General features: G+C 55.9%; 4 protein-coding genes. All 4 read left to right on the forward strand.

The window, feature by feature from the left end; all coding sequences use genetic code 11:
* The coding region (locus WCA53_RS13350) for a hypothetical protein (RefSeq protein ID WP_423910736.1) at positions 1–295 on the forward strand (295 nt) is incomplete at its 5' end.
* Entirely contained in the window at positions 250–1,425 is a 1,176-nt protein-coding gene (locus WCA53_RS13355; protein WP_423910739.1) for a DUF2800 domain-containing protein, read from the forward strand. The genes WCA53_RS13350 and WCA53_RS13355, both read left to right, overlap by 46 nt.
* Entirely contained in the window at positions 1,422–1,769 is a 348-nt protein-coding gene (locus WCA53_RS13360; protein WP_423910743.1) for a hypothetical protein, read from the forward strand. The genes WCA53_RS13355 and WCA53_RS13360 overlap by 4 nt, the downstream gene beginning before the upstream one ends.
* 205 nt (positions 1,770–1,974) lie before the next feature.
* On the forward strand, positions 1,975–2,201 hold a 227-nt coding region (locus WCA53_RS13365; protein WP_423910747.1), incomplete at its 3' end, for a hypothetical protein.

Here is a 2,201-nt window from a genome sequence, read left to right on the forward strand (position 1 = left end):
ACCTGACGAATCCCCCGCCGAGGCTCCTGCCGCCGCCAAAGCCGCGCCAGCGGCCACGCAGCCGCCAGCCAGCGGCACTAACTTCAACTATGTGAAAGCGGTTCGCAATCTGTGCAAGCTCGCTCAAATCAGCGAAGGCCGGTTGTTGGACCTCCTTTCCGAAATGGGATCGACGGACGGCTCGGTCACTTCACTGGAAGAACTTGCCACGTACGACAGCGGCAATGTCCTCAAGCTCGTTCACGATCAATGGCCATCCATCGCGGAGAAGATCAAGAAAGTGGGGGCGGCATGACAACCGATATTCGTCGAGGCTGGACATCCGCCAGCAACGCCGCCAGTGACGCGCTGTGCCCCGGCAGGCATCGAGCGCAACTCGGTATTCCCGAAACCCGCTCGGCTGACGCTGATTCGGGTCGGGCAATACACGAGGCGCTCAAGACTGGCGACACGTCAAAACTCACCGTCGAGCAGCGCGACGTCCACGACTCCTGCAAAGACATCGAGCAGAAAGTTGTCGCAGCGGTTTTCGGAGACAAGGCATCGGTCGCGGTGTTCCGAGAACAACGGTACTGGTGCAAGATCGCCGCTCCCGGCCAGCCTGTGCTCGAACATTCCGGCCAAGCTGATGTTGTCTATCGTTCCGGCACAAAGGCGCTCGCGATCGATTACAAGACGCTGCAAGGCGATGTGGAAGATTCGCCGACGAACCTGCAACTGCGCGATTTGGCCTGTCTCGTCAAAGGTCATTACGTCGTGGTTGGCCAAGTGGCGACGGCGATCATTCAGCCGCTCGTCACGCATTCACCCGAGGTCTGCATGTACGAAACGGATGACTTGAAGATCGCGGAAGCTGAAGTATTTCAGCGCGTAGCGTTCAGCAATTCGGCTGATGCCCCTCGTCGCGCTGGTGAACTGCAATGCAAGTTCTGCTTGGCAAAGTCGAAATGTCCCCAGTACATCGCTTGGGTTGGGGCAATGATCCCAACCGGGCCACAAGAGCCGGTCATCAAGGAGTTGGTGTTTCAAACCGCAATGGAGTCTTGGTCGCCTTCGCAGCGAGCGATTGTAGCAAGCGTGCTTTCTCCGGCAGCGAAAGCGTTGGACGAAATCAAAGACTTCCTGAAAGACGGTCTGCAAAAAGACCCGTCATTTGTTCCCGGCTGGTCGCTGTCCGAAGGTCGCAAGACCGAGAAGATAAATGACCCACAAGCCTGCTTCGACCGCTTCTCGGCCATTGGCGGCAAGCTGCCTGACTTCATGGCTACGGTATCGGTCGGCAAGACGAAGCTCAAGGAAGCCGTCCACAACGTCACTGGCAGCGTCGGCAAAAAGCTGGACTCGGAGTTGTCGAAGCTCACTGAAGGCATCGTCGATTCTGCCACGTCATCACCGTCGTTGGTCAAAGCGAAGGAGGAGAAATGAACCGCTTTCCACGTCACTACCACGAAACCGGCAAGGAAGAATCACTGACCTGTTTCGATTGCGGCCAGACTTTGACCGAGGTTGAGTCCGAACATTACTGGTCACGGTTCCCTGATTGTTCATTTGATCCGCGCTGCTTCGATTGCGCGAGCCAGCTTGAAGTCGAGGAGTTGGAGCCGGTCAGACCAAAGCCATCCTCGCGCGTCCTGTCGTCGGCGGTCATGGCCTCATCGTTGGGCCTGTTCATCATGGCCGCATTCAATCAGCACCAAGCGGCCTACTTCATCGGGGCGGCATTGTTCTGCCTCAACCTGGGCGTCCTGATGCGGATTTGTAAAAGGTAGTCTTACAAAAATCTCTTGACGCTTTCGTAATGTCGTGAGAATAGTATCGCGTTCTGTGTGTGGCAGAGCAAAAGTCAATTTGGGGTTCGGCCCGCAAGCCTCCCCGTTTCACGGCCTGCTTCGATGCCACACACCGAGGCGGGCCGTTTTAATTTTAGGCGATTGTCCCTTAGCAACACGTAACATCGGATGAGAAAATAGGCGCATGAAACCAATATTAACAACGTTGAGTTATTCGGCTGGAAAGCAGTCTCATGCGCTGCTTGAGATGGTTTTGAGAGGGCATATTCCGCGCCCAGAACCATTCCTTGTGCTGAACGCAGACCCAGGTATGGAGAACGAAAACAGCTATCCGATTGTCGAATCAATGCGCCGACGCTGCACGGAAGCTGGCATTGCCTTTAAGACGGCCCGCACAATGCTCAAGTATGA

The organism is Caballeronia sp., assembly GCF_049581465.1.
Lineage (GTDB): Bacteria > Pseudomonadota > Gammaproteobacteria > Burkholderiales > Burkholderiaceae > Caballeronia.

Excerpts from the sequence above, each read along its gene's own strand:
- WCA53_RS13355 (WP_423910739.1), top strand. The coding sequence starts at position 250 with ATGGCCATCCATCGCGGAGAAGATCAAGAAAGTGGGGGCGGCATGACA.
- WCA53_RS13360 (WP_423910743.1), top strand. The coding sequence starts at position 1,422 with ATGAACCGCTTTCCACGTCACTACCACGAAACCGGCAAGGAAGAATCA.